Source organism: bacterium (Candidatus Blackallbacteria) CG13_big_fil_rev_8_21_14_2_50_49_14, from assembly GCA_002783405.1.
Lineage (GTDB): Bacteria > Cyanobacteriota > Sericytochromatia > UBA7694 > UBA7694.
This window is the reverse complement of sequence record PFGG01000010.1, coordinates 14,242-37,466: the sequence shown is the minus strand read 5'-3', so window position 1 is coordinate 37,466 and position 23,225 is coordinate 14,242. Positions and strand designations below refer to the sequence as shown.

The 23,225-nt window shown below is 48.6% G+C and carries 19 protein-coding genes; 8 read left to right on the top strand and 11 right to left on the bottom strand.

Going from position 1 to position 23,225, the window contains the following annotated elements:
* The first annotated feature begins 41 nt into the window (after nt 1–41).
* Nucleotides 42–869, top strand: a complete 828-nt coding sequence (locus tag COW20_02140) for a phytanoyl-CoA dioxygenase (GenBank protein ID PIW50567.1) — start codon at nt 42–44, stop codon at nt 867–869.
* Here the strand turns inward: COW20_02140 and COW20_02135 are convergent.
* A complete protein-coding gene (locus tag COW20_02135; protein PIW50566.1) occupies nt 835–2,052 on the bottom strand; it encodes a hypothetical protein in 1,218 nt (405 codons plus the stop codon). The two genes, COW20_02140 and COW20_02135, sit on opposite strands and share 35 nt — an antisense overlap.
* A 267-nt stretch (nt 2,053–2,319) precedes the next feature.
* Nucleotides 2,320–4,638 (bottom strand): hypothetical protein, encoded by a 2,319-nt coding sequence (locus COW20_02130; GenBank protein PIW50565.1) that lies wholly within the window; start codon nt 4,636–4,638, stop codon nt 2,320–2,322.
* A gap of 42 nt (nt 4,639–4,680) precedes the next feature.
* Here COW20_02130 and COW20_02125 point away from each other — a divergent pair, with 42 nt between their 5' ends.
* The 3 genes from COW20_02125 to COW20_02115 all read left to right on the top strand — a co-directional run bounded on the left by COW20_02125 (nt 4,681) and on the right by COW20_02115 (nt 7,295).
* Entirely contained in the window at nt 4,681–5,964 is a 1,284-nt protein-coding gene (locus COW20_02125) for a hypothetical protein (GenBank protein ID PIW50564.1), read from the top strand.
* Nucleotides 5,927–6,436, top strand: coding sequence for a hypothetical protein (locus tag COW20_02120; GenBank protein PIW50563.1), 510 nt, complete (start codon nt 5,927–5,929; stop codon nt 6,434–6,436). Before COW20_02125 ends, COW20_02120 begins: the two co-directional genes overlap by 38 nt.
* Nucleotides 6,437–6,545: 109 nt before the next feature.
* Entirely contained in the window at nt 6,546–7,295 is a 750-nt protein-coding gene (locus COW20_02115) for a hypothetical protein (protein PIW50562.1), read from the top strand.
* On the opposite strand, the gene aroB is transcribed toward COW20_02115, so the two are convergent.
* From aroB to COW20_02095, 4 genes are read right to left on the bottom strand one after another with little or no spacing between them, the layout of a single operon-like run.
* Nucleotides 7,286–8,410, bottom strand: coding sequence for a 3-dehydroquinate synthase (aroB, locus tag COW20_02110; GenBank protein ID PIW50561.1), 1,125 nt, complete (start codon nt 8,408–8,410; stop codon nt 7,286–7,288). The two genes, COW20_02115 and aroB, sit on opposite strands and share 10 nt — an antisense overlap.
* Nucleotides 8,411–8,414: 4 nt before the next feature.
* Nucleotides 8,415–9,479: a hypothetical protein gene (locus tag COW20_02105; GenBank protein ID PIW50560.1), complete on the bottom strand. Its 1,065-nt coding sequence runs from the start codon at nt 9,477–9,479 to the stop codon at nt 8,415–8,417.
* On the bottom strand, nt 9,479–11,698 hold the full coding sequence (locus COW20_02100) for a hypothetical protein (GenBank protein PIW50559.1): 2,220 nt from the start codon (nt 11,696–11,698) through the stop codon (nt 9,479–9,481). Before COW20_02100 ends, COW20_02105 begins: the two co-directional genes overlap by 1 nt.
* On the bottom strand, nt 11,574–12,779 hold the full coding sequence (locus COW20_02095) for a hypothetical protein (protein PIW50558.1): 1,206 nt from the start codon (nt 12,777–12,779) through the stop codon (nt 11,574–11,576). The genes COW20_02100 and COW20_02095 overlap by 125 nt, the downstream gene beginning before the upstream one ends.
* Nucleotides 12,780–13,017: 238 nt before the next feature.
* Here COW20_02095 and COW20_02090 point away from each other — a divergent pair, with 238 nt between their 5' ends.
* Complete coding sequence (locus tag COW20_02090; GenBank protein ID PIW50577.1) at nt 13,018–13,977, top strand: tRNA dihydrouridine synthase DusB; 960 nt, start codon at nt 13,018–13,020, stop codon at nt 13,975–13,977.
* Here the strand turns inward: COW20_02090 and COW20_02085 are convergent.
* A complete protein-coding gene (locus tag COW20_02085) occupies nt 13,974–15,368 on the bottom strand; it encodes an EmrB/QacA family drug resistance transporter (GenBank protein PIW50557.1) in 1,395 nt (464 codons plus the stop codon). The two genes, COW20_02090 and COW20_02085, sit on opposite strands and share 4 nt — an antisense overlap.
* Nucleotides 15,369–15,506: 138 nt before the next feature.
* Between COW20_02085 and COW20_02080 the strand changes: the two genes are divergently transcribed.
* Nucleotides 15,507–16,385 carry an ABC transporter substrate-binding protein gene (locus tag COW20_02080; protein ID PIW50556.1) on the top strand — a complete coding sequence of 293 codons (879 nt, stop codon included), beginning with the start codon at nt 15,507–15,509 and terminating at the stop codon, nt 16,383–16,385.
* A 2-nt stretch (nt 16,386–16,387) separates the two neighbouring features.
* On the opposite strand, the gene COW20_02075 is transcribed toward COW20_02080, so the two are convergent.
* Together COW20_02075 and COW20_02070 are read right to left on the bottom strand one after the other, a co-directional pair.
* A complete protein-coding gene (locus COW20_02075; protein PIW50555.1) occupies nt 16,388–17,998 on the bottom strand; it encodes a hypothetical protein in 1,611 nt (536 codons plus the stop codon).
* 130 nt (nt 17,999–18,128) lie between these two features.
* A complete protein-coding gene (locus COW20_02070; GenBank protein ID PIW50554.1) occupies nt 18,129–19,127 on the bottom strand; it encodes a hypothetical protein in 999 nt (332 codons plus the stop codon).
* A gap of 284 nt (nt 19,128–19,411) precedes the next feature.
* Between COW20_02070 and COW20_02065 the strand changes: the two genes are divergently transcribed.
* Together COW20_02065 and COW20_02060 are read left to right on the top strand one after the other, a co-directional pair.
* On the top strand, nt 19,412–19,882 hold the full coding sequence (locus tag COW20_02065) for an SsrA-binding protein (GenBank protein ID PIW50576.1): 471 nt from the start codon (nt 19,412–19,414) through the stop codon (nt 19,880–19,882).
* Nucleotides 19,875–21,569 carry a hypothetical protein gene (locus COW20_02060; GenBank protein ID PIW50553.1) on the top strand — a complete coding sequence of 565 codons (1,695 nt, stop codon included), beginning with the start codon at nt 19,875–19,877 and terminating at the stop codon, nt 21,567–21,569. Before COW20_02065 ends, COW20_02060 begins: the two co-directional genes overlap by 8 nt.
* A gap of 65 nt (nt 21,570–21,634) precedes the next feature.
* Here the strand turns inward: COW20_02060 and COW20_02055 are convergent, their stop codons facing one another.
* Together COW20_02055 and msrB are read right to left on the bottom strand one after the other, a co-directional pair.
* Complete coding sequence (locus COW20_02055) at nt 21,635–22,444, bottom strand: acyl-CoA desaturase (GenBank protein ID PIW50575.1); 810 nt, start codon at nt 22,442–22,444, stop codon at nt 21,635–21,637.
* Between the two features lie 248 nt (nt 22,445–22,692).
* Nucleotides 22,693–23,202, bottom strand: coding sequence for a peptide-methionine (R)-S-oxide reductase (msrB, locus tag COW20_02050; protein PIW50552.1), 510 nt, complete (start codon nt 23,200–23,202; stop codon nt 22,693–22,695).
* Nucleotides 23,203–23,225 lie beyond the last annotated feature (23 nt).

Here is a 23,225-nt window from a genome sequence, read left to right as displayed (position 1 = left end):
TGGTATGCTAGGTATTCAGCTAAAAAGGAGGTGGGTGGCTTGTGAATCGTTGTTCTCAGGCATTTTTTGAAAGGGGTTATTTTGTTGTGCCTGCCTTTTACTCGGCTGCAGAAGTCAAGGTCCTGGCGGCTTTGATTGAACCCATTCTAAAGCAATGGCAAAGCACACTCCCACCAGATTTTAAAGGGGTCAATATGCACTCTTTGAGCCATTCCGCCTATTTTTCAAGCACGGAAGCCAGAGTGAATTTTTTCGAGCATCTGATTTCTCCTGCTTTGGTTGAGACTTTGGACAGTTGTTTTGGCAAAGACTTGTATTTTCACAATACCCAGCTTTTTTTTAACCCTGAGGATATCGCTCAGCGCCCCTATTGGCACCGTGATCTGCAGTTCAGTTCTATTTCTGATTTTGAACAGTCGCAAGAGCAAAGTCAGTTGTTGAGTTTGCATTTGAGAATACCCCTATTGCCTGAAGCAGGAATTGAACTGATTCCCGGCAGCCATGCCCGTTGGGATACTGAACGGGAATCTCGGGTCAGATTTGAGACTTCTGGGCATCGCCATTTTGAAATGCTGCCGGATTCGGAATTGATTCAACTGGCTCCAGGTGATTTGTTGGTCTTTGACGGACAAATGATCCACAGAAGGCATTACGCAGGCAATTCAGCCAGAAAAGCCTTGGATATCTGTGTGGGGAAGCCCCATGCTCTGCTCAAATCTTTTCTCGACCCAGCTAATTTGCCAACGCAGGCAGAACTGAGAGCACTCTCACAACCCCAGTGGTTTGAAAGGGCTTGGGAATTTTGGACAAGTTCAGATTCAACGGAAAGGCTTTCTATTTTCGAGCCTGGATTCCAGCCGCTTGATTGATAGCTTGGGCTTGTGAGCCATTTTCGCGCAGAATAGATTCAAACAAGCTGCGGGCTGACGCGGGTGAGTTTAAACCCTGGGTCATGGCCTGATAGCCAAGAGCAAATCCGTAGACACTCAGAGCAATGTCCTGGCTGCTATTGCCTTCGCGCGGTTGATGGGGGGGGGCGAAGCGGGGATGTTTATTTGCAAGGTTTTGAGCGACTTCTTCAGGGGTAGTGGGGGCTTCAATCGCTTTTGAAATCGCATAGATATGCTGATAGGCAGCGGCATGATCATTTTTGTGAACTGCCGCGACGGCCAGATCCCAATGCGTTCGGATTTTATCGGGGTCTCCATTGGCGACCAGTTGATCATAGGCCTTCATTTGACTCAAAAATCCGCCGCCATCGCCGTCCCCTTTCATTTCGTGGCCGATGACCCCTGCGCGTGAAAAATCCAGGGCATTGCCTTGAATATGCTCAAAACCTGCAATTTTGGTGGCTGCTTTGATGGCAAGATCAAAGCTCTTGCTTTCAATACTGCTTTTTGAAAGCTTGCCCATGCGTACGCCTGTTTCAAGGGCACAAAGCATATGGCCTACCTGATTGGTTTTGGGGCCCCAAAGCGTGCTGTCACGGAAGGCAGGGGTCATGGTGGCATCTCCCGGAAAAAGCGAACCGCCATCCACTTCACGAAAATGGGTCAACATCGGTGTGATGATTTTACTTGAAAGATAGTGCATGGGGCCTTGTTTCAGGGCTTGCCACGAGGTTTCTGAAGAGGGGGTGCCGCGGGTATAGTCTAAAACCAGAAGGATGCGCCCCCCTCCTGTCGAACCGGCTTGTCGGGTATAGGCTTTTTCAAGATCAGCAGGTAAATCTTTACGTGCCATCAGATCAAGCAAGGCTCCCACGGCATCAGTTTTGGCTTTTTTACGCAATTCTGGATCGTGATCAAGAAAATTAAAATATTCTTCTTTGGAACCTTGAAATCTTTGAATAGGTGTAGTTTGGCTGCTTTCTTGAATAAAGCTGAGTTGAGCTGGGTGGGTACTGCTTTTGGTGGCACTGATTTGTAGTGCATCGCTGCTCAGGCCAGGTTGAGAAGCTGCTTGCGTATTTGCGGGTTTGGCCTGAGGATTCAAACGCTGACTGGGAAGGGGAGGCAGTTGGGCATCGGGATTCATTTTCACATTTGTCATGCGTTGGTTCTCTTTCTCAAGGCCACAGGTATAGTTTGAATAATTTTATTATCGCACTGAATTTGAAAAACCTGTTGATGAATCATGAATTTAAGCCCAATTTAAAGCATTGGCTGATAGGTTTTAGCTGATTTTTTTATGAATTTTGTTTATGTTTTTTAGAAAAATAGACGGTATAAGTCTAAAATAAGGGGGGTGTTTAGAACGCCTCTCCCGAAGATATTACTTCGGGAGAGGTAAGCTCAATTCAATCAGAAACGTTTTTTGCTATTCTTCAAGCTCAAGATCAAGATCTGAAAGATCTATGTCTTCATCATCGTCTGGTGTAGGAGTGGGCGTAGGTTTAACCTCAGGCTTGGGCGTAGGTTTAACCTCAGGCTTGGGCGTAGGTTTAACCTCAGGCTTGGGTGTGGGCTTGACCTCAGGCTTGGGCGTAGGTTTGACCTCAGGTTTGGGTGTGGGCTTGACCTCAGGTTTGGGCGTAGGTTTAACCTCAGGCTTGGGCGTGGGCTTGACCTCAGGTTTGGGTGTGGGCTTGACCTCAGGTTTGGGTGTGGGCTTGACCTCAGGTTTGGGCGTAGGTTTGACCTCAGGTTTGGGCGTGGGCTTGACCTCAGGTTTGGGCGTAGGTTTAACCTCAGGTTTGGGTGTGGCGTCAGGGCTTGAAATGGGGGTTGGGGTATCCTCAAGGTCTGGCATTTCTTTGTCGAGTTTGTCAGCGTCTTCAGTTTTCTCCGCTTGGATAGACTCTAGCAATTCTGAAAAATTCACAGCTTGCAGGTCGGCATCTACTAAAAAATGTCCGAACCCGCCTGTTAGCGTAAATTGGCTGTCACTGGCCAAGGCTTTTAAACTCTTGAGCAGGGGTTTAAACAATTGATAGTCTTTTTCTTCATGTAAAAAATGGTCTGCCAAACGGGCCCAACGCGTGAGGTCTGCATAAAAAAGCTGGGTTTCATTCTGGTTGTTCATCAGGCCCCGCACGCGTTTAAATTCTGAATCTTGGTTCATGGGGCTGCGCAAGCCCAGGGAATAATCCACAATGGCGCGAAGACCTGCGGGGTTGCTGCCGATCAGCAAGACCTGATCCAGGGCGGCAAAACAGATTTTGATCTTCATTTCTTTTTCCATGGCTTCATCGAGATGAAAGTTACCGCCTAAAGTATAGAAAGGCACCCCACGGTAGGTTTCAAAGGCTTGTTTTTCAAGCATAAAATCCTGTGCCCCAGTGTTTGCCCCAGCGGGGCTCTGAATTTTCATCTTGTCTTGAAGATGGGCTAAAAATTGAGGCCCATTGGGGCTTCCGAGCAAGGTTACAAACACGGGGGCACTTTGATAATCTGGGAACCGATCCAAATAAAAAACACTCATGGCGACACGGCCATCGCTGTGGGCCAGAATATCTTTTTTTAGATCCAAACCGGTTTCCTGCATAAACTCCTGAAGCGCTTTGCGTTGAATTTTGAGCAATTCAGGATCCCCTGAAATTTTATTCATGGGGGCATCAGGATCATCAAAGTTCAAGCTCAGGGTATTGATCATCCAGGTGACAAGCGGTTGCGGGGGCAGCAGACCGAGCAGAGCATCCATTGAGACAAGGTTCTTTGGATTCTTCACTTGGTTGATATAGGCCTGATCAGCGCTTTTAAGACCACTTGTCTGCAAGTCAGAAATATTCAGCGTTTTCAAGCCTTGGGCATCGAAATGCAAGCCCATTCCCAAACTGGAAGTCAGGCTCCAGTCTTTGCGGAACATCAGCAAGGGCCCCAGATCCTGTGCAAAAGATGCCAAATCCTGTTTGGAGGGAAGGCTGGCTTTGATGGCTTGAAGATCTGCCCAAAGAATCAAAGGCTCCTTGCCAAGCCTTTGAAAAACGTTTTGATAACCCGTATTTTTGAGCAGTCCTTGATCAGCGGTTTTAAGATCCAAAGCCTGTTTCATGAGCGCAAAATCACTGCCCAAAAGCAAGGTTTGGTTACGGTAGGCCAATACAAAATCGATTTCAGTGGCTTCGTTTTCTGCAGACTCTTTAAAGGCGTAATAAATTTCAGTTCCCTGGTAGGTTTCTCTGTGGATTTTGGTGTGGCTTTTGAGGGCTTCCAAGGATTTTTGGATCGCTGCTGAATTGGGGGGATCCATGCTGACCAGGAAATATGGATCCTCTGAGCTCTTTGCATTGGGGTAGAGGGCGAGCAGGACATGTCCACCCATTAAATCCTGGAAATTGATTTCCATATCTGTTTTAAAGCCATCTGTCAGCTCATGGATGACCTCTCCCATGAGCATTTTATTGAGCCCTTTTTGTTTCAGATAGAAATCCCAAGCTTTGGGGTTGAGATCCAGGGCCATGGCTCCGAGTGCCGTTGGGGGCAAGGCTTTGCTGACGGTTTCGAGGTTGGCTTGGGCTTTACCTGAAAAGCCCATCATCAGGCTGGCCGCGCTCAGGGCGATCAGGGCGTGTTTGCGAAGATTCTTGATATGGTAAAATTGGGCTGGCATGATGATAAAACCTTCCAGGAAATACAGATTTTGACTCATTATAACAGCCTCTTTTCCAATCTTCAGAAAATTTTTCCCCGTGTTCATTCCTTTCGAGGCTTCCTTTTTCGGCGGATTTTTCTGGCAAGCTTGAGTTTTACCTGTTTGCAGGCAAATCTGCCTGTGCGGGCGGCTGTGTTGCCGATGCAAGCGGCAGAGTCACGTTTTGTTCAGCTCACAGAGAAACTGGATGCTCTTCCCTCTTTTCAAGCAGATTATCATGCGGTTTCGCCTGAACAACGTATGGATATCCGGCTGATATATAATAAAGAGCGCCACTATATTCTGGCTTGGCTTCAACTGCCTGACGCTCAGGATAAATGGCTGGTTTTGGATTATTCTGAAATCAGAAGTGAAGATTCAGGCATTCAACTTCTAATACTCAGCCAAGAGGACAGCCGACGTTTTAAAGTCTCTTTTCGCGAAATGATGTCACGTTTGGACAATCCGCTCGGGTCTGCTTTGATGATTGCAACCCTGCTCCCCACTCAGAACAAAGCCTCTGAATTTAAGCTCGAAGCAGGTGCTGCGTTATTGGCGATGGGGCTCAATGCCCAGGATTTAAACCTGAGTTTGGCCATCACGACTCAAAAGGGCCAACTGCGCTCCTCCTGGTTGGACCCGGATACCCTGAAAACTGCGCTGAGTGTAGATGAAAATGCCGGGGTGCTGAATTTGACCTATCCTGAAAAACACCGGGTCGAAATTGATACGCTAACGGGTCTTTTGGTTTCTGATATTTGGCCAGATCCCAACCGTGAGGGGCCCCGCGAAATCAAACGGATACGCTATGAGGCACTTCAGGAGAACCAGCCCTTTCAAAAATTGGTTCCCAAGTTTGAGTCTTTGCCGATTACGAATATGCCTCTGGATGCACTTCAATCGATGTTTTATCCTTTATTTTTACTGGAGTTGGGGCGTGAACTTTCGGCGACAGACACTCTGACTCAACGTTTGGCCCAGCCAGAGCTAAGTCGTAAAAAAATTCGTGCGGCTGCCAGGGCCTTGATTCATCAGCACGCCTGGTATCAAATTTCACCTGAGCAAGCCCAAAGCTTTGTTGACTCCCGTATCCGCCCTGATTTTCAGCAATACCTTAAGGCCCATCCAGAGGCCAAGAACATGTCTTTCTCAGCGTATTTAGACCTGGTACGTCAAACTTCAGAAGCAAATCCTGAGGGCTTGATCCCGCCTGGAACGGCTGAATTGATTCAAAAAATGCAGCAGGAAACACAGCAAGCCCTTTCTCTTTTGCCCCTAGAAACACGTCAGCAATTGGGGCCCCTGTTGGAATTGGGAATGCCAGAAATCTGGTCTGCCTGGGTACTTGAAGCGCTTGACTATTGTTTTGCGCAAGCCCTTGAAAAGCACTGATCCCATGCCATCCTTTGACTCGCTTGAGGCGCTGTGGGAGCAGGCTGATGTATTGCAGGCTGAAACCCAGGCCCGTTACCCTGATATGAATTGCCATGCAGGATGCGCGGATTGTTGTAAATTTCATGGCAGTCCGATTACCTATCCCGTGGAATGGCTTCAAATTCAAGCTCAACTGGATCGGGATAGCGTTTTAAAACAGGCTGTGAAGGAGCGTTTTCAAGCCTTGCAGCAGTATTTGCGCTCACGCCTGAAAGCACAGGAAAAACCCACCCTTCGCGAAGCCCTTTTTGTCGCGCCCTGTCCCTTTTTAGCGGAGAATCGATGTGAAATTTATGCCCTGCGGCCCCTGACTTGCCGCACCTATGGCAATACCCGCTTGAAAGAAAGCACGCCTTCAGACTCTGTTCAGGACTTCTATACCTGTGATATGGAAAAAGAGCGCTGGGAAGAAATGCTGCCCATGGCGTAGGAAGAACCCATCCATTTGCCTGCGCGTGAAAGCCTGTTTCAGGCTTTAGAAAAAATAGATCCCCAAGCGCCTCAGACGCTTCTGGTCTATCTTGAGAGGTATCTGCGCCATGCAAAAACCTGAAGAACTTGCGTTTGAGAATGCCGAACTTCAGGCCTTTTATTCGGAGTTGAGTCCAGCACAAAAAGCCTGGGTTGCAGAGATCAATTTTTTGGCAGAAGAACTGAAAGACAATCTGATCCTTGAGCAGTTTTTACTGGGCGTGGATTTACTGACCGAACGGTTACAGGCCTTGATTCCTCAAATTGGCTGTGCTCAAGGCTGTAGCCGTTGCTGTGAAAGTTTTGCCTTGCCAGAAGTTACCTCTGTAGAATGGGAGTTGGTGCAGGCAGCCCTGGCAGAGCTGCCTGAAACCCAAAAAAAACGCATTGAAACTGCCTTAGAGAGCATTTCCCCTCAATTATTTGACTCTGCCGGATGGCCCCGTCACCCCCGGCAGGCCTATGCCGCCTTTAAATGCCCACTTTTATTGGATGGCAAGTGTGCTATTTATGCCTGGCGCCCCTTTGCCTGTCGGGCCCAGGGCTATTTTTTCAGCCACCGTCTGCCCGGAGAACGGCCTTTGCCCCAAGCCATGCAGGCCCTTCTGATGCGCAAAAAACCTTTGCCCTTGAGTTGCCATGAGGAACAGAAGCGCATTCAGACTGCTTTGATGGATCCGCATCAAAGCTTGTTTTATGCCTTTTTTCCGCTTGCAGATCGCTTGATGCAGATTTTGGATCAGATCGATGGCGAGCCCTCAAAGCGAAAGCTCTTGGTGACCCATCTATTACAGGAATTGAAGCAGAATCAAGCCTGAAACTGTTTTAACAGGGCTTGGCAACTTTCAACCAGAATTTCATGGGGGGTATTGCGTACGATCAGGGGTTGTCCGGGAGCTTCTAAGAGAATCAAACGCAGTGTATGCCCTTCTGTTTTTTTGTCGAAGCGCAGTTTATCCAGTAGCGCTTCAACATGTATTTCAGCGGGGATTTTGGGGAGCGGCAAAGCTTGGAGCTTGGCTTGAATTTCTTTGGCGGATTCCGTTTCAAGATAGCCACTGGCGTGCGAAATTTCAAGCGCAGCCCACATTCCCAAAATCACAGCTTCTCCGTGGCGATAATAGTGGTAGTCTGTCAGTGATTCCAGCGCATGACCCAAGGTGTGTCCAAAATTGAGAATTTCACGCTCTCCGCTCAGATCATATTCATCACTTGCCACGGCTTGGAGTTTAAATTGGATACAGCGCTGAATCGCTTTGCCCATGCATTCAGCTTCCAGTTCTAAAATGGCTTGACTTTGTCGGCTGAGCTGCTCAAAAAAATGGGCGTCGTAGATCAAGCCATATTTCAGCATTTCTCCCAGCCCAGAAACTCTGTCCCGCAGGGGCAGGCTGTGCAAGAGACTTAAGTCGCAGATTACCTTTTCGGGTTGATGAAAAGCGCCGATTAGGTTTTTGCCTTGGGGGTGATTGACCCCTGTTTTGCCACCCATGCCGCTGTCAACCTGTGCCAAGAGGGTGGATGGCAGGCTGACCCAACGCAAACCACGCATATAGGTGGCGGCGACAAAGCCTGCAGCATCGCCGATCACTCCTCCTCCCAGAGCCAAAACCCAGGAACGGCGGTGGGTACTGTTTTTTAGCATTTCTGAATAAACATTCAAAATCGCACCCAGGTCTTTGAAGGCTTCGCTGACCTCGACCCAAAGCACGCCTGTGCGCCAGTGCTTGGATTCAAAGGTTGCAAGTAAAGCTTCTCCCTGGGTGCGCAGGGCTTGATCGGCGATCAGAAAGACATGGGGATCTGAAGATTTGGCTTCAAGCTGTTCAGGCAAGGAAGAAAGAAGATCTGAGCCAATCCAGACTTCCGAGGAACGGGCCGAATGCGGAAAATCGATTTTTTCTTTTTGATAGACAGATATGGGGGCGGTCATGGTACTAGCTTTCTAATTTTTTTAAACAACCCAGAAGCTGGGGGGGTAAATTTTGTGGGTAAAAGGGGCTGGCCAGAAAGGGCAAAACGATTCCCTGTTCACGGTAAGGCGAGAGGTACTCGGCATTTTGGCAAAACTCCCAGGCGGAGCCATGGGGGGCTTGGGCGATCAATTGAGGATCCCCATAAAGCCGCCTTACGGCTTGGGCCAAGGCCTTTTTTTCTGAATCTCTAAGTTTTTCAGCACTTGCACAGACTTCTTCGGCACTGTCACCCCAAAGGGGGATATCGGTTCCCATCAAACTGCGCTCGCGGCTTGCAAAAGAGATCTGCAAATCACGGTCGGGCTTCCAATTCTGAAGATCTATCTTTAACCAATCGCCCTGGCGCTGAAAGGGCAGATTGCTCAAGGCGCAGGGGCCGGTATCGGGGGGCAATTGAAAGGCTATCTTGACCTTGCCAATCGGGCCTGCCCAGTTGCTGCCTGTTCTGAGCAGATAACTGAAGCGGCTGCCCCCGATGCCTGTACGCAGATAGGTCAGGTATTGATGGCGCAGTTCAAGTTCCTGACCCGCTGCAAATTCAATCGGAGAGAGATAGACCCGGTTAAAGGGAATTTCACCCTCCCGTTGGGTTGGACGTACTTCAACCGGTACTCTTTGCCCCTCTCGCCAGGTGCCAAAGTTTTGAATCGGTTGGCAGGCATTGGGGCCATTGATATCTGAATACGCTTCACACTCGGGAGGTTCAAAGGGCATATCAAAGGGCAGGCCAATTAATAACTTGCGGGCCGGGCCCAGATTGCGAAAACGGTAGCGCAGTTCGGCGACCCAGTGGGCGGGCAAATGGCAAAGCCCCTGAATCGGCTCAATCCAGCTTGGACAGAGTGAGCCTGCAGGCAGGGTTTGTTCTGGGCGGTAACTGAAGACCAAATCTTCTGAACGCATTTCGACTTGGGCTTCGGATTGTAGTCGAGGTTCTCCGGCCACAAAACTGACGCTGCTGTCATTGGCCCAGGTAGGGGCTGTCAAAAACAAAAACAGCCCCAACCCGATCAGAGAGCGAAACATCAGAGGTATTCGGGCTCCAGGCCGGAACAGATCTGATAAATTTCTTCGGCTTCCCAGGGCGTTTGAGAGTCGTATTCGTTTACAAAGGCCACGCGCTGCACTTCTTCAACAGAAGTGACTCCTTCAATTGCTTTGAATAAACCGTCTTCTGCCATGGACACCAGTTTGGCTTCGGTGCGGGCAATGCCGCGAATGGTGGCCGCAGGTTTGCGGTCAATCAGGGCTTCACGAATGGCTTCGTTGATTTGAAGCACCTCATGGATTGCCGTTTGACCCTTGTAACCATGTTGATTGCACTCAGGGCAACCCACTGGGCGATAGAATTCATAGGAATTGGGATCAACATCAACCAGCCCAAGCATATTGAAGATGTCTTTTTTCGGAGTATAGGTGGTTTTACAGCTGTCACACAGTTTGCGCACCAGGCGTTGGTTCATGACCGTGATATTGCTGGAGGCAATCAGGTAGTCTTCGAGCCCCAGGTTCATCAGACGCAAAAGTGCACCTGTCGCGTCGAAGGCAGGATAGGTGGTCAAAACCTTTGAGCCTGAAAGTGCGGCCTCTACAACAGCCCCCATTGTGGTCTTGTCTTTGATTTCACCCACCACCAGGATATCGGGATCCTGTTTGAGCATGGAGATTATCATATCTGCATAACTGATCCCCGACTCAGGATTGTAAGCCCCTTGAATGGTTCCAGGTACAGGGCGTTCAATCGGGTCTTCTGCTGTAATGATTGAGCGGTTCTGTTGGTTCAGGTAATTGATAGAGGCATAAAGGGTGGTGGTTTTTCCGGTATTGGAGGGGCCTGTCATCATGACAATTCCTCCAGGCTGATTGAGAATTTTTTGGGCGCGTTGCAGGTAGAGGGGGGAAAATCCTGTGCGATCCATATTCAGGAGCAAATCCTGCATGGCACTTTCTTTATCCTGCAACTGAACAACCACGTTTTCACCCCAGATGCTGGGATAGGTGGAAACCCGCAGCTCAATTTTACTGCCAGCAATATCTCCCACGACCCGGCCCTCTTGAAAAGTGCGCACATCATCGGGATTGAGACGACAGACTTTTTTCAGGCGAGAGACCAAGGCTGGGCCTAAATTGCTGGGCAAGTCGGTTTTGTGATGTAAAACGCCATCAATACGGTAGCGAATGCGAATATATTTTTCCTGGGGTTCGACGTGAATGTCTGAGGCGCGGTCTTTCATGGCATTTGAAATCAGAAAATTGGCAATCGCTGCAGAATTGTCTTGGGGATCTGCCGCCTGGCCTTTTTCAGGTTGAATGCCTTCCAGCTTGACCTGCTCCAAATGGGGATCCATTTTTTTGTCGATCGAAGTTGCCGAGTGAAAATATTCATTGATAGTACGGGAAATCTCTGATGCCGGTGCAATTGCAGGCGCTATTCGGAGTTGAAGTTGGTGTTCGAGTTCTTTGAGCAATTCAAGATTGCCAGGATCACCCATGACGACAGTCAGTTGATCGCCTTCTTTGTGCATGGGTAAAAATTGGTTGGAACGCACGAAGGTCTCTGACATGCCTTCCATCAGACTGCGATCCATCAATTGCAGCGAGGGAATAATTTTAGGCACATCGAGTTGAATCGAAAGTGCATCTGTCAGTTGTGATTCGGTGATGATTTTCTGTTCGACCAGCAATTCTCCAAAACGTTTTCCATTTTGTTTCTGTTGATGGAGAATTAAATCGACGTGTTTGGGGGTAATCAGGCCCATATTGACCAATAATTCGCCCAAATAGATTCGTTTATTGTATTTCTTAAGAAAGCGCTGAAGTTCTTCACGGGTGATTAGATTCAGTTCAAGACAAATCTGGCCAAAGGGTTTGTATTCGCCACTTAGGGCTTCTTTTTGCTGCTTCTGAAGAGCCAAAACTTTGTTCAAGGCATCCATGGTCAGATACCCTTCTCTTACCAGTAATTCGCCGATTCTGAATCCGGCTTGTCCCTGTTTGGATGGCTGTGTTGGACTCATGTCTACCCTCTTAATCTCTGAAATTACTTCATTGTACCCCTTAAAATCCAAAAAGCGCAGAAGGGCCCAGTGAATTTTCACTGAGCCCTGCTGATTTTTGAAATTAGGGTTGGGGGGGATTGGTTGGAGCAGGTTTGTCCTGACCTGGGCAATCACCGGGGGGGGGATTGTTGGTTTTTGCAGCCTGCATAATCCGGGCGTATTCCTGACGGTACATAGAGCTGACATAACTGTTTTGGATAATCAGCATGTTTTCATTGTTGCTCTTATCGGCATTGGCAGAAAAGTTATAGGAACCCGTGACCACGGTATCGTCACTGATCAGCACTTTGTGATGCAAGAGGGCCTGGTTGCCATCCATGCGGCTGTAGATTTGGTTGGCGCGTAGCGTATGGTACTGAGAATACTTGCCATAACCCAGACATTGATCGAAGACACCTTCAACCCGAAGACCCGCCTGGCGTTTTTGCACCATGATATTGGCGATACTTTGATCGGTGAATGAAAAGGTCATAAAAGAAATATCCTTGCGGGCTCTTTGCAGGGTTTCAAGCACCGCTTCCTGGCCTCCACCGCGGGGAGAGAAAAATGTGCGGATGGTAGAATTGCCAACCTGTACGACAGGAAAGGGCAATTGGCGCTCAGGTTTGGGGCCAAAATTTCCCTGTTCAAACATCCGTTTAAATTCATAGCTGTAATTGGCTGCGATTTGTGGGATGCGCAAGACCATTGCATTGTTATTGTGAAGATAGAGACTGGTGGGAGTCAGATTGGTTGAACCCATCCAGACATTTTGATTGTCCTGTACTAAAAATTTATGGTGCATAATTCCCGAGCGTTTGTCATCGAGGACGGGAATCCCCGCTTTTTGCAGTTTTTGAATCACACCCCGGAGCGGCCCCTGGGGACCGGAATCACGCTCGGTCATATTGTCTGTATCGGTGACAATTCGAACCTGAACTCCTCTTTGTTTGGCTTGAATCAAAGCATTGACAATCGTTTCGTCAGAAATATCATAAAATGCGCCATCTAAACTGACGCGAGCCGCCTGAATTAGGCGCAACAAAGCGGCAGCAGGGCCATTGGGGTCATTGCGGGTAACCGGTTCATTTTCAACAATCGGGCCACGATAGGCTTTTACAAAATGTACACTGAAGGCTTGGGCTTGAGTCGCAGGATCGGTGTTTGCAGATTGCCGGTAAAGGGCTGTGGGGGCCATAGCCTGTAAGGCAGGGCCGGGTAATGCTGAGGCACAGCCGACGGTGATGGCTGCAAGACTCAAAGCGAAAACTGAACGAAGTTGAAACATGGTAATACCCTCTACGCGGTGGTTAAATATTCTATCCGGATAAAAAGTCTGAACTTGTCAGGGTTTTACTTAAGTTTATTTAATCTTTAATCTTTATTTAGAAATTCTTGTCGTGGGGTGCCTTTCCGGAACATAATTCTTATAGCGAGTTTTTTCCTTCCCAATCCATAGCTTTGAGGTGATTTACGTGCGTATTGGCCCCCTGAACTTTGAGCAGACTCCCGTGGTTCTTGCTCCGATGGAAGATGTCACCGATTTGGCCTTTCGTTTGGTGTGCAAGCGTCAGGGGGCGGATATGGTCTATACCGAATTTGTAAGCTCTGAGGGCTTGATTCGGGATATTCGCGAGGCTGTGGGAAAACTCAAAATTCTGGATGAAGAGCGTCCGATTGGCATTCAGATTTATGGCAACCGTGTGGCCAGTATGGTCCAAGCCGCAAAAATTGCCGAAGCTGCGGGCCCAGATATTCTCGATATCAATTTTGGTTGCCCTTCCAAGCATGTGGCGGGCAGTGGCGCAGGTTCCGGTCTTTTAAAAACGCCTGAATTGATGGAAGAAATTACCCGTGCCGTGGTCAATGCCGTTAATATTCCTGTGACGGCCAAAACCCGTTTGGGTTGGTGCGATAGCGAGATTACGATTGTAGAAATTGCCAAAATGCTTGAATCTTGTGGCATTCAGGCTTTAACCGTTCATGGCCGTACCCGTACGCAGAAATTCAAAGGTCAGGCCAATTGGGAGCTGATCGGAGAGGCCAAAAAAGCCGTGAAAATACCCGTGATTGGCAATGGCGATGTGGTTAGCCCTCAGGATGCGCAAAAGATGCTGCAGGTAGCAGGCGTGGATGCTGTGATGATTGGACGGGGCAGCTACGGCAATCCTTGGATTTTTAAGCAGACCAAGCATTTTTTGCAAACGGGTGAAAGCTTAGCGCTGCCTGAATTGGATGAGCGGGTTGAGGTTTTGCTCGAACACCTTGCCCTTTCGATTCTTTACAAGGGGGAGCGCAGGGGCATTATTGAAATGGGCAAACACTATGGCAATTATTTTCATGGCGTGCGCAATGTCAAATACCTCAAGGCCCATTTGCGTGAATTAAAATCCTACGATCAGATTGCCTCGGCGATTCGGGTCTTTATTGCTGATTTTCGCAAGAGTGAAGCTATGCCTGCTGCGGCTGAGGTGCTCAGCGTTTAAGTCTCAAGGGTTTGTCTTTCTTCAGCCACTTCAGTGGGGGTTTTGGCTGGAATCAGGCTGGCGAGAATGAGACTGATCACTCCCATGCCCCAGAGTAAAATGAACACGACCTTGAGGGAGCCCCCCATGCCCATGGAGTGAACCAGCAAGGCCTGTAACGCTCCCAAGCTACTGACCCCACCCGATGAGCCAATATTGCGGCTGAGATTCAAGACTGAAGACACCGTGCCAATTTCTCCCTGGTGAACGGCTACCTGCACTGCGATCACCAGCATAGAGGTTATCATGCCCATGCCACAGCCTATAAAAGCTGAACAAATGGCGATCAACCACAGCGGTTGCTGGGCCAGATCCAACCAGGCCCAGCAGCTCAAACCCACCAACATCAAAATCGCCCCCAGCATGACCAGGCGTCTGAATCCCATGCGATTGACCCTTAAGCCAGCACCTGCACTGGCCAAGGGCCAGGCCAGCATCATGGGCGTAAGCACCATGCCTGCTGCGGTTGGTGATGCTTTCATCACTTCCTGTATAAACAGGGGCACATAGGTCAGGGCGGTAAACATGGCGATATTGGTAACCATGGCCAGGCCCAAACTGGTATTGATCAATTTGCTTTTAAAAAAATGAGGGGGAATCAGGGGATCAGGTTGGGTGGTTTGCCGCCGTGAGAAAATCAAGAGGCAAACCACCGCCAATAAGCCCAGGGGCCACAATTGGAGCTGGCCCGCAGCCAGACAAAACATCAGTAAACTCAACCCCAAAAATAACAGCGCTGCCCCTGACCCATCAAAGGGCTTTTTCCCGCTTAAGAGACGCTGTTGTGGAAAGCTGAGCGAAAAAACCAAGAGGGTCACCAAGCCCAAGGGAAGGTTGAGCCAAAAAATCCAGTGCCAACTCATGACACTGACCAAGAGCCCACCCAGAAGCGGGCCCACCAAACTTGATAAACCCCAGACGATGCTGACCAGACTTTGCTTTGCGCCTCTCTGTTCGGGGGGGAATAGCACCCCAAAGGCAATCATGGTCAGCCCCATCAGGCCAGAAGCCCCCAGGCCCTGAAGTGCGCGGGAGCCGATCAATTGGGGCATGGTTTGCGAGGCGCCACAGAGAGCCGAACCCACAAGAAAAAGACTGGCTGCGACCAGCATACATCGGCGAATACCCAAGAGATCTGCGAATTTACCGTAAAAAGGAGTGGCGACAGTAGAGGCCACCATAAAGGCTGCAAATACCCAGTGGTAGAGATCTGCGCCTCCCAGTTTGGCGATGACACGGGGCATCGCTGTAGAGAGAATGGTGGTATCGATGGCTGCCAGAAAGAGGAGGGTGAGCAAACTGCCCAAGGCCCAGCGGCTGACAGGAGGGTAGGATATAGACGCGTTTTGCATGTCGAGCAGTATACCTTAGCGAAAGACTTTTTCAGGAGGAGAAAGCATAAGTGTAAAATTTACAAATTTTATTGCCGTCAGGGGTCAAGTTTTTTCAGTGAGGAGCTATAATAAAACTTAACCTGAATTTTACTTTGTATGAGGCTCATCATGACGGCGATTTTGCGAGTAGGCGGCGTGCCTGAACATTTTAACTCTCCTTGGCATCAGGCCATTGAGGAAGGTGCTTTTGCGCGGGCGGGTCTGCAAGTGGAATTTATCTTGTATCCCACAGGTACGGGCGCGATGTGCAATGATCTGCGCGCTGGCGAGCTGGATTTGGCAGTGGTTCTGACCGAAGGAATCCTCAGTGATATGCTTCGGCATGGCGGCACCCGGCTGATCGGGGCCTATGTTCCCTCTCCTCTGGTTTGGGGCATTCATGTGGCAGCCCATTCGCCCCTGAAATCGCTTTCCGAGTTGCATGGTAAGACCTTTGCCATCAGCCGCTTTGGCAGTGGTTCACATTTGATGGCCATGCTCTTTGCGCTTGAGCAGGGGTGGCACCCGCGTGAAGCTTTGGAGTTTTTTGTGGCAGGGGGCATTGACCCGCTTGAAAAAGCAGTTTGTGATGGCAGTGCCAGTGCTTTTCTCTGGGAGAAATACACCACCGCTCCCCGGATTGCTTCAGGGCATTTAAAACGATTGGGTGAATTTCCAACCCCTTGGCCATCCTTTGTAATCGCTGCGCGCGAAGAACTGATCGCCTCTGCTTCACAGAACCTGAGAGCGCTCTTGGACGTTCTCTATACACAAACCCAAAAGTTTATGGCTGCGCCTGAAAAATCTGTGGCCTATGCCAGCCAACGCTATGGACTGGATCCTGTTCAAACCCAAGAATGGTTTGAAAGCGTCTTTTGGGCAACAGAAGCTCAAATTTCAGTCTCGATGCTTCAGGAAGTGCTCGACAGCCTGAAAAGGGTGGGCATTCTTGAAGGGGATTTACCTGAGCCAGACAGCCTGATAGCCAGACTTTAGGGCTATTCCAAGCCTTCGCTCTGGGGTTCAGACGCTTTGGGTTGGGCTGGCATGGCCGTTGCATCAGGTTGTTTACCACAAGTATGGTCGCAGGCTTCAGACAACCCCATATCACAAGCTTTTTTAAAGTCTTTCGTGGCTGCATCGCATCGTTTTAATTCCCGATACGCCAAGCCACGGTAGAAATAGTGTTCAGACGCTAATTTTTTTTCATTTTGCGCCAAACGCATACCGGTTTCAAAATCCGCCAGGGCTTTGGCGGCTTGACGGCTGTAGAGGTAAGCTTCTCCACGTTCAAAGTAATATTGAAAAACCTTGGGATGGCGTTGAATCAAAACCGTATAATCTGCAGCTTTTTTTTGTTGATCCAGACTGATGCGGTGCACAATCCCACGATGTTCGAAAAACGGTGATTCGGGCTCAAGTTCAATCGCACGGGTAAAGTCTGAAACTGCCAGATGTCGGAGATTCATATCCGTATAGACCTGCCCCCGATTGTAGAGGGCTTCGACATAGTCAGGTTCGAGAAAGAGGGCTTTGGTAAAATCATGCAATGCGCCCTTGAGGTTTTTCTGCTGGGCTCTGACCTTTCCTCGTTCGACCAGATAGCTGGGCTCGTAGGGTGCAAGGTTAACGGCATTGGTATAGTCAAGCTGTGCCTTGTCGAGGTTGCGCATATATTCCCATGTTTTGGCGCGATTGCGATAAAATTGGGCTTCCTGGGTTCTCAAGCTGACAGCCCGTGAAAAATCCAGTTCGGCATCTGCGAACTGGCCCAGGGTATTGTGTAAAGCGCCCCGGTTATTGTAGTACAGTGCATTGTCCTGATTATAAGCGATGGCCTGATTCAAGGCCTCTAAAGCCTGTTTGTTCTGTTTGAGCCAGCTGAAAACGACGGCCTTGTTAAAATAAGCAGAGGCATACTGTGATTTAAATTGGGTGGCTGCAGTGAAATCCTTGAGTGCGCCTTTAAAATCGTTAAGGGAGATTCGCGTTCTGCCGCGCATATTCAAGGCCTCTGCGAGTTTCGGATCCAGTTTGAGTACCTGGTTAAAAAAAGCAAAGGCGTCTTTCCAATTTTTTTGTTCAAAGGTTTTCAGCCCTTGTTCAAACAGGGTCCATTTTTTCAGCTCATTGAGCTTGATTTCCTGCTCATTGGGGGTGAGCTTTGCCGTTTCCAAGCTTTTCAAAATAGCATTTTCCTGCATTCTGAGCAGTGCATAGCTTTCGAGCAGTTGCTCTTCAAGATCTGAATTTTTGAAATAGAGCAGAATTTGATCGGTATTTAATTCCAGGGCTTGAACCCGTTTTTGGGGGCCTGAAGCTTGAGTCCCAAGCTTTTTTTCTCTTCGTTTTGAAACTTTAAGCACCAGACCTTCCAATTCAAACCGATTCAGATAATGGGTGCGTAAAACAGGCATGTTTTCAATCGCATGAATCGCAGAATCCAAGAGCTTGCCTTCACTTTTGAGCAGGCTGATTTGGGATTTGACACGGGAATCCTGTTGTGAGGAAGGTATTTCAAGCGTATTCTCAAATTCTAAAATGGCTGCGCTGGCAGATAAGCTAAAGCCAAAGAGGAGCGTTGAGAGTCCTATTTTTTTGAGTTTCATCTGGTTGCCTCCATCAGGGTTACTGCGTCGTGTCAGAAGCAATCTGCTTCAGAGCGTTCTTGCGTCTTGATTGAGAAAATATAGCACAGCTCTGCGCTTAAAACTACCTGGGAGCCTGATAAGTTTTCGTTTAGAAGATTCCCAGGACGCTGAGAGCCAAGGCCGCTCCGCCTGCTGAGGTCAGGGGAATACTTAAATTATCATCGGGGTATTTGCCCAGAAATTCACCGAGTGCACCCGTCAAGGCCGCAGCGGCCGAAACGATCAGGTTCACGTATAAAGGCAGGGGGTGCATCAGGGTCAGACTGATACTTGCAGCCAAAGTACCTACCAAAAAGAAGGTCATGCTGCCTTCGAGGGTGCGGTTTCCTGGCATCGGAATTTTGCCATATTTACGGCCGATTAAACCTGCTGCGGGATCTCCAAAACCCAGCACTGCGACGGCGACAATGCCCAAGGGCAAAGGCATCATAGAAAGCAGCAGCAGGGCGACCCCATACCAAGTGGCAGAATTGACTTTATCATATTCATGGGGGTGTGCAATCGGTGCAAAAATGCGCATGACCTGGGCTTTTAAGCTGGGATGAATTCTTTTGAGACTTTCTGTGAAGATGCAGAAAACCAGAAACGCCAGAGCGATCCAGAACATCCAATCAAAGCTGGGAACAAGGGCGATCATAAATAAGATCGAGACTGCATTCGCCGCATGAAAAACTGAACGGGTAAGATTGGTAGGGCGTAGATGGGGAATGGGAGTCTGACAAGCTTCCATCATCACAGAAAGACGCTGATAAGCTTTTTGAAGTCGTTTGCTCAGGGTATACAGATTGACATAGGAAAGATGCTCTACTTGGTGTACATCTTTCAGTTGGGTCAAGAGGCTGCCCACAGGTTTGAGGGTTTCCTGAAGCGCAGTCAGGGGAGCTTCTTTGATTTCCTGCTCTTCGAGCGTCAGCAGGACGCTCTGCATTTGATCGTAGAGTCGGTGCACTTCGGCTTCAAGTTCAATGATTTGGTGGGTAATATTTTTTTTGCGAACGCTTCCCCAGCGAGAGGGATCCAGATCGCGCAAGAGGCTGTAGAGGCGAAGTGCGAAACTTTGGGTTTTAAGGACCAAGGTTGGTTCCATTAGCTTAATATATCCATAATCTAGACTTAATAATTATTGTACCTTTTTTCAAAAGGTTTGTCTTTAGGAACTTCCTGTTTTTTCCCAAAATTCTCAGTGTTTTAAACGTAATATTGGAGATCCGTTCGAGAATCTGAAGGGTTAAATCTGCTGTGCAAACCGTTCCTTGGGAAAAATTCATCCTTTTCTCAGGCTTTACCTGATTCTGAACCGGCCAGATGGAATATGTTAGAATGACCTGGAAATAAATGGGCAAACAGTCCCACGACTTTAAATGGCAAAAAATGGCAAATAAAAACAAAGCACCAGATCGGGTGGTAAGCGTTAATCGCAAAGCCTATCACGATTATGAAATTCTTGAAACCTTTGAATGTGGTATTTCGTTGACAGGTACTGAGGTTAAATCCATTCGTGGAGGCCAGGTCAACCTGCGGGACAACTATGCCCAAGTGGAATCCGGGGAAATTTGGGTCTATCGGATGCATATCAGCCCCTATACCCATGGCAATATCATGAACCACGATCCCGTCCGTCCACGCAAATTGCTATTACATAAGCGAGAAATTCGCAGGCTGATTGGTAAAATTCAAGAAAAAGGTTTGACCTTGGTGGTGACAAAACTCTACTGGAACCGCAATTGGCTGAAGGTTGAACTGGGCTTGGCGCGCGGAAAAAAACTCTTTGATAAACGCCATGCCCTGCAGGAACGGGATATTAAACGCCAGATTGAACGCGCAGTTCGGCGTGATGCCTAAGCATTTCAAAAAGCTTTGTTTCAGTCTTGGTATTTTACTGGGAACATGGGCTCATGCTCCTACGGGGCTTGCTGCTGAACGTTTTCAGACGCCCGTACTGAGGTTTATCGATACTCCTGAGCAAATCCCCTCAGCCTATTTGGAACAACGGATTTTAGAATGGCTCTCCACGGCTGAAGAATTGCCGGGGGCTGAGGCGCAATTGAGCAGCTTTTTGCAGGATTTGTATCTGCAGAGAGGCAATCCCAATGTGCAGATTCAGGTTCAAAACCTTTTTTCTAAACAGCCTCAAATTTCGATTCAGGAACATTTTAATGATCCGATCATGCTTGAGCGCATGACGATTAAGGGGGGCACCCCACTTCAGCGCTGGTTGGTAAGACATAATTTATACCCAGCAGAAGAAGGAAGCCCCTTTGATTATCAAGCGATTTTGCAGGATTTGCATTGGTTGGAACACAACCAATTTCTGCCTCTGGCGCTGCATTTTAGCTCAACGGGGGCTGGCAAAATTGGTCTGGAAGTTGAAATTCTCACGTCTTCTGCGATTATTCCGACGGGGAATATCGCGATCAATAATATTGTCGGTACGGCCCTGACCGCCGGGGTGATTACAGACAATTACCTGCTCGAAGGCTCTGTTTTTCGGGTGATGGTCAAACGGAACAATATTCCCCTGCTCAGCTCAAGCTCCAATCTGGTTCAGGACTGGGAATATGTGGTGGGGGCTTCCTCGAATGATTTGCCCTGGCCCGGTGTCACCGCAGGTTTTAATCAATACAATAAAGTGGATTATATCTACCGGGGATTGGGCTCAGACCCCAACCAACTGACCTGGATTCAGAGCTTTGGAGGCGATTTCTATTCGGGTTTTCCGATTTGGTCTGATCCCGAATCCCATCGCTATTTAAGAGGGGTCGCAAATTTAAGTATTCTTCAGGATACTTTTTTTAATGGGCCGGATAATCAGGCCCCCAATCCCCCCCTCAGCCAAAGTGGGCGGCAAAGTGATCTTCTGTATTTGCCCTCTATGAACCTGATTTTCAGCGATGTCGACGATTTTATTATTCCCCGCAATGGAAATTTTTTACGTTTTCAATTGGCAGGGAGTTTGGGCGATGTACGCTATCTTCAGGGAACGGCATCTGGCTTTTCTTTTTGGTCGCCCTGGATGGAAGATAATTGGCAGGGAACGTTTTTATTTCGCAATGCGCTGGGCTCGACTTTTGGGCAGAACGTGCCTTTTTACAGGGGCTTTCTCAATACGGGGAATTGGCTGGTGCGTGGCGCACGGGAATATTCAATTACAGAAAAACACAGTGTGCGTACGGCCCAGGAATTTCATTTGTTTTACCGGCCTACGCTTCTGCAACTGGATGCCCTGTTTGAAAAATTCACAGGTCAGAAAGAACTGGGGACTTATCTTGAAGGCTGGGCCTTTGATGCGAATCTGTTTATGGATGAGGGTGCCTATTGGCGAGACAGCCTAAATCCCCGTCTGATGCAGTTCAGTTTGGGAATCGGCATCAATGCGATTACGCCGACAGGCTCGATTTTAGGCGTGGACATGGCTTTTCCCGTTTATCCGCAACCAGCAGGCCCTACTTTTCTCTTGAGAATTACCGCACCCCTGGCCTTTACCCTTTATGCCGACTGGATCAATTCCAATGGCTTTTTCCTGCGCTAAATTTTAAATTCGAAAAAAAGCCGGACAATCCTGTCCGGCCAAGGTGTTTGCGTATGCTGAGGGGCTTATGCTTTTAAATGGCGATTTTTGAGGTGTTCAGGAATTTTCTTGAAGCCCCAGACGAGCTTAAAGAGTCCCAAAAGTCGCAGCAGATAATAGGAGATATCCAATTCCCACCAATAAAATCCTTGCCGTGTAGAGGTGGCGTAGTAATGGTGGTTATTGTGCCAGCCTTCACCCAGGGTGAGCAGTGCCAGCCAGAAATTGTTCCGGCTGCCGTCACCAGTGGCATAGCGGCGGGAACCCCAGACATGGCAAAGTGAATTGATCGTAAAGGTCCCGTGGTAGAGAATCACGGTTGAAATAAAAAATCCCCAAACCAGCATTTGAAACCCATGGGTGCCTAAGGCGGGGGCAAAATGGGCAAGTCCTTCTCCCAATAAAAAAGTCAAGAGACCCAGGGCAACTGGAGCCAGGATATGGTTTTCATTCAACCATACCAATTCAGGGAATTTGGCCAAATCAGGGATTTTACTGTAATTGGTGCCAACACTTGATTTTAAGGGGATCCAACCAATATGGCTCATCCAAAAACCACTTTGCAATGGGGAATGTATGTCTTCGGGTTGATCAGAATAATAGTGGTGGTGCCGGTGTTTTTCTGCCCACCAGAGTGGGCCCTGTTGCGCAGCGCTTGCGCCTAAAAGGCCAAATAAAAATTGGACAAGGCGCGAAGTTTTAAAACTGCGATGCGAGAAATAGCGGTGATAAAAGGCGGTAATCGCAAACATGCGCACAAAATAGAGGGCTGCCATGACCCCCAAGGCGATCGGGCTGACTCCCGTGAACAGAGCCCCAAAACAAGCCAAATGCATCAGAGCGAAAAAGGTCCAACTGCTGACTTCAAATCTGGATTGACCGGGGTTCAGGGGGGTGGGTTTAAATTCAGGCAGAGCCTGAGGGCGGCGCATTGTCTCTTGAGCCATAGGGTTTTCCTTATTCTTAAACATCATAAACATCGTGTTCTGATGTCATTGTAGAAAGGAGGAACGGCTCAATCGTCACGGCATGGCGAAAACTGTCAAAGAACCGTCAAAGTTCTATCTAGACTTGGGTTTTTCGATCAGGGAGAGACAGGATGACCCGCTTTAAATTCAAGTGCAACCCCATTCATGCAATATCGCAAGCCTGTGGGGGCCGGTCCATCAGCAAAGACATGGCCCAAATGCCCTCCACAGCGGGAACAGTGAACTTCAGTACGTTCTGAACCAAACAGACTGTGATCCAGAGAGGTGCCGATCTGCTCTTTTTTCAAGGGGCGGGTAAAACTGGGCCAGCCTGTGCCGGAGTTGAATTTGTCTTGAGAACTGAACAGAGGTTGTTTGCATGCGCGGCAATAGTAAATTCCAGGGTCTTTTTTTGAGTGCAGGGGGCTTGTAAAGGCCCGCTCTGTACCCTGTTCGCGCAATACATGGTAGGCTTCAGGCGAAAGTATTTTTTTCCATTCCGCATTGGTTTTCTGAACAGGAAATTTTGCCGATTCTTGTTGGTTGCGGGCTTCTGAGGGTTTGCAGGCACTTAAGCCAAAGCACAGACCCAGGCTGAAAAAACAGCATATAAATTTTTTTAACATCGAGAACTCCTGTTGCAGGGGCG